Below are 12813 nucleotides of genomic sequence, written 5' to 3' on the forward strand. Positions count from 1 at the left end.
GCTTGGAAACCGTTCCGCAGCCAACCAACTCCTGGGCTCACTGCAAACGCTCATGGGTACGGGACGGAAATAAGGCTTGCGGCATTCCAAGGGCGGCGACACCTGCGATGGAACAGACCAGCGCGGATACCCAGAACAGAGGCTGCAAGGCCGCCGAGAAGGCTGTTGCAAAGCCCTCTGCGGAATCGAATCCTCCGGGCGGAGGCTGGATTCCCTGCGCGAGCAGCGCGCCCAGAAGGGAAACACCCAAGGCGCCTCCGACGGTGCGAAACATGATGACACTGGCGGTGGCAATGCCCTGGTCCTGGCTTTGCGCGGTGCGTTGACACGCGATCGTTGTCACCGGGATCGTGAGCCCGATGCCCAGGCCCAGGACGCCGAGCGCAAGCAGCATGGCCTCCCGGTTTGCGCTCGCTGTGGACAGCGCCAATCCGACATAGGCGCCGGCCATGGCCATCGACCCCGCGATGGCGAGCGCTCGCGCGGTGCCGCGCCGGCCCATTCGTTTTCCGCCAACGACCGACGCGGCGGTGATCGCCAGCATCAGGGGCAGCAGGTGCAGCCCCGCCTGCGCGGACCCCAGCTTCGCGCTGTACTGCAGATGCAGGGGCACGAAGACGACCGCCGTGAACAAGGCCAGGCCCGTGCTGGCGCTCAGAACGCTGCTGAGCGTGAATGCGCTGCGACGGAACAAACGCAGGGGAAGGATCGGGTTGGCGACCTTCGACTCAAGCCAGACGAACGCGGCAAGCAAGCCAATGGCCGCGATCGGGAGGAGCGCATGGACGCCATCTTCTGCACGGGCTCGCGTGGCAAGAAGCCCGGTGACCAACGCCATGGCCAGGAGGAGGGCTCCCGGATAGTCCACCGCGCCCGCCCGCGTGCGGCCCGCTGGCCGGTAGAGGACGGCGAGCACCAGCAGCACGATGAGCCCCGGGGGAACGTTGAGGAGAAACGCCCATCGCCAGGAAAACTGGTCCGTCAACCATCCTCCCAGCGGCGGGCCGAAGAGCGTTGCCAGTCCGTACATGCTCCCAAGGAGCCCTTGGAACTGGCCCCGACGCGTTGGCGGCACGACGTCGCCGATGGCCAGCATCGTCAACGTCATCAGGCCTCCTGCGCCCAGTCCCTGAACGGCGCGCGCGATCAGTAGTTCGGACATGTCCCTGCTGAGACCGCACAGCATCGAGCCTGCGACGAAGATCAGACAGGCAAACAGCAGCGTCGCGCGCGGTCCATGCGCGTCGGCCAGTCGTCCATACAGTGGGATGACGGCCGTCGAGGCGACGAGGTAGGTCGAGAAGACCCAGGTCAGCTGTCCGTGCCCCTGCAGGTCGGCTGCGATGGTCGGCAGCGCGGTCGCCACGATGGTCTGGTCGAGCGCCGCGAGCACCAGCACCAAAACGAGCATGGAAACGACGATCCTGTTCTTGCATGAAGTGGGTTGCATGGCCTCTCTGTGCTCCTGAATGTGTCCTGGAGTCGAGAGTTTCATGGGGGGGATGACCCCATGTAAAGTGCAATGTTCTGAACGCTGAGTTCACTTGAAGTCAACCATGAATTTGAATCTCCTCGCCGCGCTCGACGCATTGCTGGCAGAGGGCAGTGTGAGTGGGGCTGCCAAGCGGATGCACGTCAGCACACCGGCCATGAGCCATACCTTGGCGCGCATCCGGGAAGCCACGGGGGATCAAATCCTGGTGCGCGCCGGGCGCCGTTTCGTGCCGACGGTGCGCGCGCAGGAAATGCGCGCACCGGTTCGCAAGCTCGTGGAAGAAGCCGTGGCCTTGCTTTCCCCCGGCGACGCAGGCTTGATCCACGTGGAGCGGACGTTCGTCGTCCGTGCGCCCGACGGCGTGTCCATCGTCTTCGGGGCCGCACTCGCGGGGGCATTGCAGGAGGTGATGCCTAGCGCCCGGTTGCGCTTCATCGCCGATTCCGACGGCGACCTCGCCAGCCTGCGCGAGGGCCAGGTCGATCTGGACATCGGTGCGATTCACGACCGGGGGCAGGAGATAGAAACGGAGCTCTTGTTTGAGCAGAGCCTCCTGGGTGCCGTCCGCAAGGGGCATCCGATGCTCGCGGCGGGGCCCATGACCATCGAGCGCTTTGCGGCAGAGCGCCACGTCGCCGTGCTTCATCGCGGCAAGCCGGGCAGCCCGATCGACGGGAAGCTGGCCGAAGTTGGCCAGCAACGCTTCGTCGTGCTCACCGTGCCCAGCCCCTATGCAGCACTCATGGCGGCGGCGCGCTCGGACCTGGTGGCAACAGCGCCTGCGCGTTTTGCCCAGAGCGTCCAGAGACCCCTGCACCTGACGACCTTTCAGCTGCCGCTACAGCTCGCGCCAGAGCGGGTCGTCCAGGCGTGGCATCCGCGCTTCAGCGCCGACCCTGCGCACCGTTGGTTGCGTGGGTGTATCCGCGATCTCTTGTCCACGAAGACATGGCCTCAGGCGCCGCTTTGAGGCCAGTGCATCGGCTGCGCAAGGTCGCCGTCCGGACTACTCCGCGTCGTTCGGCGGCGGTCTGCGCTCACCGCGCGAGCGGCCGCAGAACATGGTCCACCACACGATGGCCACGAGCAGCACCAGCGCCAGCAGCGCTTCGAGCAAAATCAGTCCCATGAAATCGACCTTCCTGCGCCGGGTATCGACGGCGCTGATTGTAGGAACGTTGGCCGCCTGCTCCACGCCGCCCGCGCCCTCCCCTTCCCTGCCCGAGGCCAGCGCGCCGCCCGGCGCCGTGGCGTTGCCGCTCGACACGGCCCCGCTGCCGCCGCCGCTGACGCAGCCCAAGAGCCGCTGGGTTGCGGTGCGCTGGGCGGAGCTGCCGGGCTTTGCCGAGGACGCGCTGCACGAGGCCTGGAACGCCTGGATCAGGAGCTGCGAGCGCCCTGCCCCTCCGTTCGGCGCGCTGTGCGGCGAGGTCCGCCGGCTGATCATCGCCAGCGCCGACGAGCAGCGCGCCTGGCTCGTCGCAAGCCTGCAACCCTACCGCGTGGAAACCACCGACGGCAACGCCGAGGGCCTGCTGACGGCGTACTACGAACCCCTGCTGGACGCGGCGCGCCAATCCGGCAACGGGTTCACCGTGCCGATCCACCGCGCGCCCGCCGGGCTGGACGCGCACCGGCCCTGGTACACGCGCCAGCAGATCGACACCCTGCCCGAAGCGCAGGCCGCGTTGCAGGGCCGGGCCATCGCTTGGCTGCGCGAGCCGCTTGACGCGCTGCTGCTGCATATCCAGGGCTCGGGCCGGCTGCGCATCGCCGAGGCCGACGCTTCGGTGTCGCTGGTGCGCGTGGCCTACGCGGGAACCAATGGGCAACCCTACCAGAGCCCGGGCCGCTGGCTGCTCGATCAGGGTCTGGTGCGCGACGCCAGCTGGCCCGGAATCCGTGCCTGGACTGCCGCCAACCCGCAGCGCAGCCACGAGCTGCTGTGGAGCAATCCGCGCTACGTGTTCTTCCGCGAGGAACCGCTGAGCACACTCGACGCCGGACCGCGCGGCGCCCAGGGGGTGCCGCTGACTCCCGGCCGGTCGATTGCCGTGGACCGCCAGAGCATTCCCTACGGCACGCCCGTGTGGCTCGCCTCCCCGGGGCCCCAGGCGCCGCTCCAGCGCATGGTGCTCGCGCAGGACACGGGCAGCGCCATCCTCGGCGCCGTGCGCGCGGACTTCTTCACCGGCTCGGGCCCCGAGGCGGGCGAAGTCGCGGGACGCCTGAAGCAAAGCCTGCGGCTGTGGGCGCTCTGGCCGCGGCAGACCCCGCTCCCCTGAACCGTCAGCGCTGCACCAGCAGGCGCGCGACCACGGGCGCCGTCTCGCGCGTATGAAACGCCAGCTTGCGCTCGCGCAGCGCCACGTCGTGCGCGGTGACGCGGTCGAAGCGGCGCAGGTGCTCGGTCCAGGATTCATCCTCGATCTGCTCGACGAAGCGCGCGGGGTCGGCGATGTCGTGCTGCAACTGCCACGACAGCGCGCCCTGGCGCAGACGGCTGCGGCGGCTCTCCTGCATCAGCGCGCGAAATTCCGCGCTGCGCGCCGGGTCGATGAAGTACTCGATGCTCACCACCACGCGGCCGGCCTCGGGCGTGATCTCGGCCACCGGCACCTTGAAGGCGCGCGAAGGACTCAGGTCCTCCTCCATGCTGCGGTCGAGCACCAGGCGCTGCACCAGCGCCATGGCCAGCCCCCCCGAGAGTGCCGCGAGCGCCAGGCTGACGTGCACGCCGCCGAGCGCCGCCACCTGGCCCCACAGGGCGGCGCCCAGCGCGGTCGCTCCCATGACCGCCATCTGGTAGATCGACATGCCGCGCGCGCGCACCCAGTTCGGCAGGGCCAGCTGCGCGGATACGCTCAGGGCGTTGGCGGTGGTGATCCAGGCCATGCCTCCGATGAACATCGCGGGAACGGCCACGTAGACGTTCGGCGCCACGGCCATCACCGCGCTGGCGAGCGCCTGCAACAGAGTGCCGCGCAGCACGAGCACGTCGCGCGCCATGCTCTGGCGCAGGCGCGGCAAGAACAGCGCCGCCACGATGGCGCCCAGGCCCATGGCGGCGAGCAGCAGGGTGAAGGTTCCCGCGTCGCCACCCTCCAGCCCCCGCGCCAGCAGGGGCAGCAGGGCCAGCAGCGCGGTGGCGTGCAGGAAATAAATCGCGATGCGCCACAGCACGGCGCGCATGCGCGGCGACTGGCGCACGAACTGCAAGCCCACGCGCATGGCGCTGGGCAGGCGCTCGCGCCCCAGCGGGCTGGGCGTATGCGCGCGCTTCCAGCGCATGATGACCAAGCCCGAGAGCACCGACAGCACGGCGTTGAGCACGAACACCCAGGCGCTGCCCGCGCTCGCGATGATGGCGCCCGCGAGCAGCGGGCCGATGATGCGCGAGGCGTTCATGGCCACCCCGTTGAGCGCCAGCGCAGCGGGCAGCTGCGCGCGCTCCACCAGCTCCGGAACCACGGCCGCGAACACCGGCCAGCGCATGGCCAGACCGATGCCGTTGGCAAAGGTCAGCGCCAGCAGCAGGGGCGCCGTCATGCCGCCGGCGATGACGGCCACGCACAGCACCAGCGCCACGATCGCCACCCAGAATTGCGTGGCGATGAAGTAGCGCCGCCGGTCCAGGATGTCGGCCAGCGCGCCGCTGGGCAGACCGAGCAAGAACACCGGCAGCGTGGACGCGGACTGCACCAGCGCCACGAGGAGTGGCGAGGCGGTGAGCGTGGTCATGAGCCAGGCGGCCGCGACGTCGTTCATCCACATGCAGATATTCGCCACCAGCCAGGCGATCCAGAGCATGCGGAACACCGGCACGAACAGCGGCGCGAGTGCGGACAGCGGCGCGTCCGGAAACGCTGCAACGCCCTGCCCGGCCGCAGGATCGGAAAGTGACTCAGGCCCGGCAGACTCGGGCGCCGCAGCAGCGGCGGGTTCAGCGGGCGCAGCGCGGGGCGCGCTTTCGGGGGAAGGGGAGGACATGCGCACATATTGTGCGACGGCTTGGCGCGCCGCGCCGCCGCGCACAGGACACGAGCCCCCGGATGCCGCACGGGCGCGCGGCCAGCGAACACAGCGTGCTCGGCGCAACCGCACAAGCGCACGGCCCCGCGCAGCACGCCGCTTTCCCGGAACCTTTGCGGAGCAGCAACACAGTTATTGTCTTGCGCGCGCCAGGGACGTCTTGAAACGGCGACAAATGCCCGTATCATTAGCAGTCTCCGCGAACGAGTGCCAGAAACCGCTTGTCTGTCGGAAGTTCGGTGGCGCCCGGAGGTCCGGGCGCCGAAATCCATTCCGCTTTTTTTACTGAAAAACAGGAGCAATGCAATGAAACTTCGCCCTCTGCACGATCGTGTGATCGTCAAGCGTGTCGAAAGCGAAACCACGACGGCCTCGGGCATCGTGATCCCTGACAACGCCGCGGAAAAGCCTGATCAAGGTGAGGTGCTGGCCGTCGGCCCCGGCAAGAAGAACGACAAGGGCGAGCTGATCGTCCTGAACGTGAAGGTCGGCGACCGCGTTCTGTTCGGCAAGTACTCGGGCCAGACCGTCAAGGTGGACGGCGACGAGCTGCTGGTCATGAAGGAGGACGACCTGTTTGCCGTGGTCGAGAAGTAATTTCACAGCGTTCCAGAGCAGAATTTTTACCCTATCCGGAGATATCAAATGGCAGCAAAAGACGTGGTTTTCGGCGGCGAAGCCCGCTCGCGCATGATTGAAGGCGTGAACATCCTGGCCAACGCGGTCAAGGTGACGTTGGGCCCCAAGGGCCGCAACGTGGTCATCGAGCGCTCGTTCGGCGCCCCCACCGTGACCAAGGACGGCGTGTCCGTGGCCAAGGAGATCGAACTCAAGGACAAGTTGCAGAACATGGGCGCGCAGCTCGTCAAGGAAGTGGCTTCCAAGACCAGCGACAACGCCGGTGACGGCACCACCACCGCCACCGTGCTGGCGCAGGCCATCGTGCGCGAAGGCTTCAAGTACGTGGCCGCAGGGATCAACCCCATGGACCTCAAGCGCGGCATCGACAAGACCGTGATCGCCCTGGTGGCAGAGCTCAAGAAGGCGTCCAAGCCGACCACGACCTCCAAGGAAATCGCCCAGGTCGGCGCGATCTCGGCAAACGCCGACGAGACCATCGGCAAGCTGATTGCAGACGCCATGGACAAGGTCGGCAAGGAAGGCGTGATCACCGTGGAAGACGGCAAGTCGCTCGAGTCCGAGCTCGACGTCGTCGAAGGCATGCAGTTCGACCGCGGCTACCTGTCGCCCTACTTCATCAACAACCCGGACAAGCAGGCCGCGATTCTGGACAACCCCTTCGTGCTGCTGTTCGACAAGAAGATCAGCAACATCCGTGACCTGCTGCCCACGCTCGAGCAGGTCGCCAAGGCCAGCCGTCCCCTGCTGATCATCGCCGAAGAAGTCGAGGGTGAAGCCCTGGCAACGCTGGTGGTGAACACCATCCGCGGCATCCTCAAGGTCGTTGCCGTGAAGGCTCCTGGCTTTGGCGACCGCCGCAAGGCCATGCTCGAAGACATTGCCATCCTGACGGGCGGCAAGGTCATCGCCGAAGAAGTGGGCCTGACGCTCGAGAAGGTGACGCTGGCCGACCTGGGACAGGCCAAGCGCATCGAAGTGGGCAAGGAAAACACCATCATCATCGACGGCGCCGGCGCCGCTGCCGACATCCAGGCACGCGTCAAGCAGGTGCGCGTGCAGATCGAGGAAGCCACCTCCGACTACGACCGCGAAAAGCTGCAAGAGCGTGTAGCCAAGCTCGCCGGCGGTGTGGCCGTGATCAAGGTGGGCGCTGCCACCGAAGTCGAAATGAAGGAAAAGAAGGCCCGCGTGGAAGACGCGCTGCACGCCACCCGTGCGGCGGTGGAAGAGGGCATCATCGCCGGCGGCGGCGTGGCCCTGCTGCGCGCCCGGCAGGCCGTAGGCAGTTCCATCAAGGGGGACAACGCCGACCAGGACGCAGGCATCAAGCTGGTGCTCAAGGCCATCGAAGCACCGCTGCGCGAAATCGTGAACAACGCCGGCGGCGAAGCCTCGGTGGTGGTCAACGCGGTGCTCGCCGGCAAGGGCAACTACGGCTTCAATGCCGCCAACGACACCTACGGCGACATGCTCGAACTGGGCATTCTGGACCCCACGAAGGTCACCCGCACTGCACTGCAGAACGCCGCTTCCGTGGCTTCGCTGCTGCTCACGACCGAGGCCATGGTGGCCGAGGCCCCGAAGGACGATGCCCCGGGCGGCGGCGGCATGGGCGGCGGCATGCCTGATATGGGCGGCATGGGCATGTAAACCTGATCGCGCATCCTCTGTTGCGCAACAAAGCCCGCAGACCTTACGGTCTTGCGGGCTTTTCTTATATGGGGCCGGTGGTGGCCAGTGGTTCTTCCTCGCGGAGTTTCTTGCTTGGCTTCACCCACCAATACAGCAGCACCAAGTACCCGAGAGGAGGGATCAACTGCAGCAATAGCCACCAGCCCGAGCGGCCAACATCGTGCAGACGGCGTGCACCCACGGCCAATCCCGGCAGGAACAGCAGGAGCATGACCAGCGGGACCGAGATCTCCCACGGGATGGTGGGGTCAAACGCTTTATTCAGTGTGGTGCTGAGTATCAGGGACCCGATCAGAAGCAACCACCGGAACAAAAGAAACGCCCAGAACTCATCGCGTGTTGCGCGCCCCGAGAAGCCCACGTACTGCCTCAGGCAGCTTTTGACGGCCGAGAAAAAACCCACGATCGAATCCCCCTGGATAAAAGTCACACAACGTTATGTTACAGAATGATAGTGGAGCCGCATGAGGAATCGACGCAAAGCGCAACCACGATGTCGCACGTGTGACCTTTCGGCGCTACCCACTATCAAGGCGGTCGCTACCACCGAAGTCGAAATGAAGGTCCGCGTGGATGGGCGGTATGGGCGTGTAGGCTTGGCCGCGCGTAAAAGCCCGCAGGACCTCACGGTCTGCGGGCTTTTCTTATATGGGCCCGGTGACTGCTATTCCTCGCCGGGCTCCTTGCTTGGCTGCACCCACCAATACAGCAGCACCAGGAACCCGAGAGGGATCACTTGCAGCAGTAGCCACCAGCCCGAGCGGTCGATATCGTGCAGACGGCGTGCGCCCACGGCCAAGTCCGGCAGGAGCAACAGGAACGAGAGCCCCCAACCGATGGTTTCAAACACTTCATCCAGTGCGGCGCCAAGTATCAGAAATCCCATCAGAAGTAGCCACCGGAACAGGGCAAACCACCAGAACTCGGAGCGTGTTGCGCGCCCCGAGAAGACCGCGAACTGCGTCAGACAGCTCTCCACGGCCGAGAAAAAATTCATGATCGAGTCCCCTCTGAATAAGAATCGCGCAAAGCTATGCTGCGCGACGGTGCGTGTCAAGACAGTTGTCGCCCCATTCAAACAGCCTCTTGACGACTGAATCGTGAGGCTCACGGCCTGGACGTGTGAGCAGTTTCCGGCTCGCCTTGTATCGACATGGCGATTTTTCGCCAGCCGGACGCATCAGAAGCGCGTCGCGCGCCACAGCGTGGGGGGTGCGTCGAGCAGGTGCCGCAGGCCCGTGCGTTCGAGCATGCGTTCGGTCGCGTGCTGGGCGCGCTCCATCACTTCGGTTTCGTCCACGGTGTGGACCTTGCCGTCCTCCATCAGCACCTTGCCGTCGACGATGGTGGTGCACACGTCGGCGCCGTTGGCAAAGGCGGTGACGCGATAGACGGGCATGTTCAGCGGCATCAGATGCGGCTTGAACAGATCGACGAGGATGATGTCGGCCTTCTTGCCGGTTTCGATCGAACCGATCTCGTGCTCCAGGCCCAGCGTGCGCGCGGCGTCGATGGTGACCATCTCGAGCACCTTGCCATGCGGCAGCACGCCCGCGTCGCGGAAGTGGCGGCGGTGGTAGTGCATGCACTGGAACATGTGGCGGAACATGTCGTAGCTGCGGTCGGGCGCAATGCCGTCCGATCCGAGCGCGACGGTGACACCAGCGTCCAGCAGTTCCGGAACGGGGCAGCGTCCGCGGATCGACATGATCGCGCTGGGGTTATGCACGATGCATGTTCCGGTCGCGACGCAGGCGGCGATGTCCTCGGCCGTGAGGTCGATGGAATGCGACATGAACGCACTCTCGCCGAGCAGGCCGAATTCCTCGTGCGCCCACCTCAGGCTGCCGCTGCAATGCCCATCCTGCGTGAAGCGCAGCGCGTGGCGGCGCGCCAGGTCCCGGTACTGCCGAGCCTGGCTGCGAAAGACGTCCGCGTACGGCAGCTGTTGCGGCGTGTGCTCGGGGTGGTACACCGGCAGCGCGACGCAGATGTTCACGCGCCCGCCGGCCCGGCCATGCTGGCTGCGGATGATTTCTTCGCAGCAGTCGAACATCTGCGCGAAGGACACTTCGCGCACGCTGCGCTGCTCGCCACTCCAGCTTGCATAGGTGCGCGGGCCGGGCGGGCGCGACGGCCCCACGGCCAGGAAGGAGCGGGTGCCTATCTCGGAGATCGCGTCGCAGTGGCGCGTGGCGTACACCGGGTCGTCAACGCGCATGATGTTGTCGCCGCCGCCAAACAGGCAGACGCCGGTGGTCGTTCCGCAGCGCAGCCTCTCCAGCGCAGCGAGTCGGGCCTCAGCGTACCAGAACTCCGCGTCCGATCCTGTTGTGTAGATGGTCTCGCAGGCGGCCATCCAGGCAGCGCCGTCGCCGCCGCCCATGCTCTTGATCAGGCCATGGCCGGCGTGCGCGTGGCAGTCGATCAGGCCAGGCAACACCGCCTTGCGCAGGGCGTTGATGACCTTGCGCGCGCGCCAGCGTGATGTTATTTCGGCGCTGCTGCCGACGGCGACGATGCGCCCGCCCGCGATGACCACGGCGCCGTCTTCGATGACGCGGCGCGCGCCGTCGAGTGTGATCACGGTGCCGTGTTCGATCAGCAGGTCGGCGCTGCCGGGGGCTTGGGCGTCAGGCATGGCGGGAAGCTTTCAGGATGTAGCGCCGCTCCTGCACGGCGTTGCCGGCGTGCGCGTGGCAGTCGATCAGGCCAGGCAATACCGCCTTGCGCAGGGCGTTGATGACCTTGCGCGCGCGCCAGCGTGATGTTATTTCGGCGCTGCTGCCGACGGCGACGATGCGCCCGCCCGCGACGACCACGGCGCCGTCTTCGATGATGCGGCGCGCGCCGTCGAGTGTGATCACGGTGCCGTGTTCGATCAGCAGGTCGGCGCTGCAGGGGGCTTGGGCGTCAGGCATGGCGGGAAGCTTTCAGGATGTATGCCACCGCATGGGGATGCGCCGCTCCTGCACGGCGTGGCAGGCGACCTGCGAGCCGTCGGGCAAGGGCACCAGCGCGGGCCTTTCGCTCTGGCAGCGCGCCTGCCCGTGCGGGCAGCGCGGGTGAAAGCCACAGCCGGGTGGCGGGTCGAGCGGGCTGGGGATTTCGCCGGGAGCGGGCGGTTTCTCGCGGCCGCGCCGGTCGAGCCGTGGCAGCGCCGCGAGCAGCAGCTGCGTGTACGGATGCTTGGGCGCGTCGAACAGCACACGGGTCGGCGCAAGCTCGGCGAGCCGGCCCAGGTACATCACGCCGACGCTGTGCGACATGTAGTTGACGACCGCCAGATTGTGGCTGATGAAGAGACAGCTCAGGCCGAGCTGCTCCTGCAGGCGGCGCAGCAGGTTCAGTATCTGCGCCTGCACCGACACGTCGAGCGCGGAGGTCGGCTCGTCGCACACCAGAAAGCTCGGGGCGCCGGCGAGTGCGCGCGCAATCGACACGCGCTGGCGCTGGCCACCGGAGAACTCGTGCGGGAACTTCAGTGCGTCGGCCGGTGCCAGGCCGACCTGGAGCAGCAGCTCGTGCACGCGCCGGGGGACCTCGGCCTTGGGCAGCAGCTTCTGGAAGCGGATCGGTTCGGCGATCGCGCTGCCGATGCGGTAGCGCGGGTTGAGCGATGCATACGGGTCCTGGAAAACCATCTGCACGCGGTGCCCGGCCTGGCCCGCGTCCGCGAAGTGAATGCGCCCGGAATTCGGCCGGTCCAGTCCCGCAACCAGCCGCGCGAGCGTGGACTTGCCGCAGCCCGATTCGCCGACCAGGCCCAAGGTCTGGCCGCGGCGGATGCGCAGGCTCACGCCATCGACGGCCTTCACCGAACGGCCCGTGCCCAGCGCCGTACGCAGCAGGCCAGCGCCCGCGGAGAAGTGGCGCACGACGTCCTGCACCTCAAGGCTCACCGCAGCTTCGGCGGCCGCGGGCCTGTTCCCGGCGTTCATGCGGCCTCCTGCTCCGCGGGGGCGACCCAGCAGGCGACCTGCCGCTGCCGGTCCGTGCGCAGGCCGGGGCTCTCGGCGCGGCATTGCTCCGTGGCACGGGCGCAGCGCGGGTGGAACGCGCAGCCGGCCGGGCGCGCGTTCAGCCGCGGCATGGCGCCGTCGATCTGGTGCAGCGGGCCGGTCACCGGTTCGATCGAGGGGATGGCGTCCATCAGGCCGCGGGTGTAGGGATGCGCCGGGTCGCGCAGCACGTCCTCGACCGGACCGGTTTCGACGATGCGACCGGCGTACATCACCGCCACGCGGTCCGCCATCTCGGCGATCACGCCGATGTCGTGCGTGACCAGCAGCATGGCCGTTGCGTTCTCGCGGCACAGCGTGCGCAGCAACTGCAACACCTGCGCCTGGATGGACATGTCCAGGGCCGTGGTCGGCTCGTCGGCGAGCAGCAGCCGCGGTCCGGCGCACAGCGCCAGCGCGATCACGATGCGCTGGCGCATGCCGCCCGAGAACTGGTGCGGGTACGCGGTGAAGCGCGCTTCGGGCGCCGGGATGCCGACGGCGTGCAGCAGCGCCAGCGCGCGTTGCACGGCCTGCGCGTGCGACAGCGCAAGATGCGTGCGCATGGTTTCGACCAACTGCGCGCCGATTTGCAGCAGCGGGTTCAGGCTCATCAAGGGGTCCTGGAAAATCGCGCCGATTTCCTTGCCGCGCACGCGGCGCATCGCGCGCTGCGACAGCGTGTCGATGCGGCGCTCGCCCAGATGGATTTCGCCGCCGGCGATGCGCGCGGGCGGGTCGAGCAGGCCGAGGATGGCCATTCCGGTGAGCGACTTGCCTGCCCCCGATTCGCCGACAAAGCCAAGGATTTCGCCGGGCGCGATGGAGAAGGAAACGGCGTCGAGCGCGAGCAGCGTGCCGCGGCGTGCAGGGATCTCGACGCGCAGGTCGCGCACGCTCAGGGTGGGGGATGCGTTGGCGCCCATGGCGTGTGTCCCCGTGCCCTGCCCC

13 protein-coding genes are annotated in these 12813 nt (G+C 67.3%); 4 read left to right on the plus strand and 9 right to left on the minus strand.

The genetic code is table 11. The features are described from left to right. Positions 1-37: 37 nt before the first annotated feature. Positions 38-1450: a DHA2 family efflux MFS transporter permease subunit gene (locus D5041_RS16250; RefSeq protein ID WP_265285214.1), complete on the minus strand. Its 1413-nt coding sequence runs from the start codon at positions 1448-1450 to the stop codon at positions 38-40. A 106-nt stretch (positions 1451-1556) separates the two neighbouring features. Between D5041_RS16250 and D5041_RS16255 the strand changes: the two genes are divergently transcribed. Further along, positions 1557-2465 carry a LysR family transcriptional regulator gene (locus tag D5041_RS16255; RefSeq protein WP_265285215.1) on the plus strand — a complete coding sequence of 303 codons (909 nt, stop codon included), beginning with the start codon at positions 1557-1559 and terminating at the stop codon, positions 2463-2465. A gap of 36 nt (positions 2466-2501) precedes the next feature. On the opposite strand, the gene D5041_RS16260 is transcribed toward D5041_RS16255, so the two are convergent. Next, complete coding sequence (locus tag D5041_RS16260; RefSeq protein ID WP_010099775.1) at positions 2502-2624, minus strand: hypothetical protein; 123 nt, start codon at positions 2622-2624, stop codon at positions 2502-2504. On the opposite strand from D5041_RS16260, the gene mltA reads away from it, so the two are divergent. After that, positions 2623-3780 (plus strand): murein transglycosylase A, encoded by a 1158-nt coding sequence (mltA, locus tag D5041_RS16265; RefSeq protein WP_265285216.1) that lies wholly within the window; start codon positions 2623-2625, stop codon positions 3778-3780. The genes D5041_RS16260 and mltA overlap by 2 nt on opposite strands. A 4-nt stretch (positions 3781-3784) precedes the next feature. Here mltA and D5041_RS16270 read toward each other — a convergent pair whose 3' ends face one another. After that, on the minus strand, positions 3785-5485 hold the full coding sequence (locus D5041_RS16270; RefSeq protein WP_265285217.1) for an MFS transporter: 1701 nt from the start codon (positions 5483-5485) through the stop codon (positions 3785-3787). 348 nt (positions 5486-5833) lie between these two features. Between D5041_RS16270 and D5041_RS16275 the strand changes: the two genes are divergently transcribed. Next, complete coding sequence (locus D5041_RS16275; protein WP_010099769.1) at positions 5834-6124, plus strand: co-chaperone GroES; 291 nt, start codon at positions 5834-5836, stop codon at positions 6122-6124. Positions 6125-6172: 48 nt separating this feature from the next. After that, positions 6173-7819 carry a chaperonin GroEL gene (groL, locus tag D5041_RS16280; protein ID WP_010099768.1) on the plus strand — a complete coding sequence of 549 codons (1647 nt, stop codon included), beginning with the start codon at positions 6173-6175 and terminating at the stop codon, positions 7817-7819. A 64-nt stretch (positions 7820-7883) separates the two neighbouring features. Here the strand turns inward: groL and D5041_RS16285 are convergent, their stop codons facing one another. The 6 genes from D5041_RS16285 to D5041_RS16310 all read right to left on the minus strand — a co-directional run bounded on the left by D5041_RS16285 (position 7884) and on the right by D5041_RS16310 (position 12788). Then, a complete protein-coding gene (locus D5041_RS16285) occupies positions 7884-8291 on the minus strand; it encodes a DUF805 domain-containing protein (RefSeq protein ID WP_265280737.1) in 408 nt (135 codons plus the stop codon). Positions 8292-8525: 234 nt separating this feature from the next. Beyond that, positions 8526-8858: a DUF805 domain-containing protein gene (locus tag D5041_RS16290; protein ID WP_029554424.1), complete on the minus strand. Its 333-nt coding sequence runs from the start codon at positions 8856-8858 to the stop codon at positions 8526-8528. 183 nt (positions 8859-9041) lie between these two features. Next, positions 9042-10502, minus strand: a complete 1461-nt coding sequence (locus tag D5041_RS16295) for an amidohydrolase family protein (RefSeq protein ID WP_265285218.1) — start codon at positions 10500-10502, stop codon at positions 9042-9044. Further along, positions 10495-10782: an amidohydrolase family protein gene (locus D5041_RS16300; RefSeq protein WP_265285219.1), complete on the minus strand. Its 288-nt coding sequence runs from the start codon at positions 10780-10782 to the stop codon at positions 10495-10497. Before D5041_RS16300 ends, D5041_RS16295 begins: the two co-directional genes overlap by 8 nt. Positions 10783-10794: 12 nt before the next feature. Continuing rightward, positions 10795-11802 (minus strand): ABC transporter ATP-binding protein, encoded by a 1008-nt coding sequence (locus D5041_RS16305; protein ID WP_265285220.1) that lies wholly within the window; start codon positions 11800-11802, stop codon positions 10795-10797. After that, positions 11799-12788: an ABC transporter ATP-binding protein gene (locus D5041_RS16310; RefSeq protein ID WP_010110301.1), complete on the minus strand. Its 990-nt coding sequence runs from the start codon at positions 12786-12788 to the stop codon at positions 11799-11801. Before D5041_RS16310 ends, D5041_RS16305 begins: the two co-directional genes overlap by 4 nt. Positions 12789-12813: the final 25 nt, after the last annotated feature.

This window comes from Verminephrobacter aporrectodeae subsp. tuberculatae, assembly GCF_026127385.1.
Lineage (GTDB): Bacteria > Pseudomonadota > Gammaproteobacteria > Burkholderiales > Burkholderiaceae_C > Acidovorax > Acidovorax aporrectodeae.

What these genes read in the sequence shown, in the direction of transcription:
- D5041_RS16290 (WP_029554424.1), bottom strand. Translation starts at nt 8,858, where the DNA reads ATGAATTTTTTCTCGGCCGTGGAGAGCTGTCTGACGCAGTTCGCGGTC.
- mltA (WP_265285216.1), top strand. Translation starts at nt 2,623, where the DNA reads ATGAAATCGACCTTCCTGCGCCGGGTATCGACGGCGCTGATTGTAGGA.
- D5041_RS16260 (WP_010099775.1), bottom strand. Translation starts at nt 2,624, where the DNA reads ATGGGACTGATTTTGCTCGAAGCGCTGCTGGCGCTGGTGCTGCTCGTG.
- D5041_RS16270 (WP_265285217.1), bottom strand. Translation starts at nt 5,485, where the DNA reads ATGTCCTCCCCTTCCCCCGAAAGCGCGCCCCGCGCTGCGCCCGCTGAA.
- D5041_RS16250 (WP_265285214.1), bottom strand. Translation starts at nt 1,450, where the DNA reads ATGCAACCCACTTCATGCAAGAACAGGATCGTCGTTTCCATGCTCGTT.
- D5041_RS16275 (WP_010099769.1), top strand. Translation starts at nt 5,834, where the DNA reads ATGAAACTTCGCCCTCTGCACGATCGTGTGATCGTCAAGCGTGTCGAA.
- groL (WP_010099768.1), top strand. Translation starts at nt 6,173, where the DNA reads ATGGCAGCAAAAGACGTGGTTTTCGGCGGCGAAGCCCGCTCGCGCATG.
- D5041_RS16300 (WP_265285219.1), bottom strand. Translation starts at nt 10,782, where the DNA reads ATGCCTGACGCCCAAGCCCCCTGCAGCGCCGACCTGCTGATCGAACAC.
- D5041_RS16295 (WP_265285218.1), bottom strand. Translation starts at nt 10,502, where the DNA reads ATGCCTGACGCCCAAGCCCCCGGCAGCGCCGACCTGCTGATCGAACAC.
- D5041_RS16305 (WP_265285220.1), bottom strand. Translation starts at nt 11,802, where the DNA reads ATGAACGCCGGGAACAGGCCCGCGGCCGCCGAAGCTGCGGTGAGCCTT.
- D5041_RS16310 (WP_010110301.1), bottom strand. Translation starts at nt 12,788, where the DNA reads ATGGGCGCCAACGCATCCCCCACCCTGAGCGTGCGCGACCTGCGCGTC.
- D5041_RS16255 (WP_265285215.1), top strand. Translation starts at nt 1,557, where the DNA reads ATGAATTTGAATCTCCTCGCCGCGCTCGACGCATTGCTGGCAGAGGGC.